The organism is Neisseria sp. P0022.S009, assembly GCF_051956675.1.
GTDB lineage: Bacteria > Pseudomonadota > Gammaproteobacteria > Burkholderiales > Neisseriaceae > Neisseria.
Window position 1 is genome coordinate 1 of the sequence record NZ_JBQCXE010000025.1, and the last position, 796, is coordinate 796.

A 796-nucleotide genomic window follows, 5' to 3' on the forward strand; every position below is an offset into this window, starting at 1 on the left:
CGCCTATTTTAGCCCGAGTTCGGCATAGAAGGTGGTATTCCTGCCCTTGTTTTCAGACGGCCTGGGCAGTCTTACGGATAAAACCGCCATTTCTTCAAATTTTCCAAACATTTACGAAATCTCTTCAAAAAGGCAACATAATTGGTTGAGCATTTTTGTTACAATGCCGCCGATTCAAAAAACCAAACAAATCAAAAACAAGGAAACATTATGACCGCTACACGCCCACAAACCTACGATGCTGTCGCGCGCGCGTTGCACTGGCTGACCGTACTCGGTTTCATCGGCATCCTCTCCACCATTACCGTTTGGACCATCTACGATGGCGAAGAATGGGTCAAATCGCTCTTCGGCGTGCATAAATCCATCGGTTTCATCACGCTGTTGGTGATTGCCGTGCGCATTGTTTGGGCTTTGCTCAATGCGTCCAAACGTCCTGCCGCCGACAGCTTTGCTGCCAAAGCAGGCCACCTTGCCCTTTACGTCCTCATGCTTGCCGTTCCCGTTATCGGCATGATCCGCCAATATGGCGGCGGCCGCGGCCCTTTGAAAGTATTCGGTATCGAAGTGATGCAGGGTTCGCCTGAAAAAATCGAATGGATGTCTAATCTCGGCAATATGGCGCACGGCAAACTCGGTTGGCTGCTCTTCGCGCTTGTCGCCGGCCACATCGCCATGGTTATCGTCCACCGCATTCAAGGCCACGACGTTTTATACCGCATGATTGGCCGCCGTTCTTAAGTGTAAAATGATAAACAGCCAAGGCCGTCTGAAAACAGTTTGACCAAGCAAAAAC

General features: G+C 50.3%; 1 protein-coding gene. It reads left to right on the forward strand.

The genetic code is table 11. From position 1 onward, the window contains the following. The first annotated feature begins 210 nt into the window (after positions 1-210). Positions 211-741 (forward strand): cytochrome b, encoded by a 531-nt coding sequence (locus ACTHUG_RS11250; protein ID WP_083290050.1) that lies wholly within the window; start codon positions 211-213, stop codon positions 739-741. Positions 742-796 lie beyond the last annotated feature (55 nt).

What these genes read in the sequence shown, in the direction of transcription:
- ACTHUG_RS11250 (WP_083290050.1), top strand. Translation starts at nt 211, where the DNA reads ATGACCGCTACACGCCCACAAACCTACGATGCTGTCGCGCGCGCGTTG.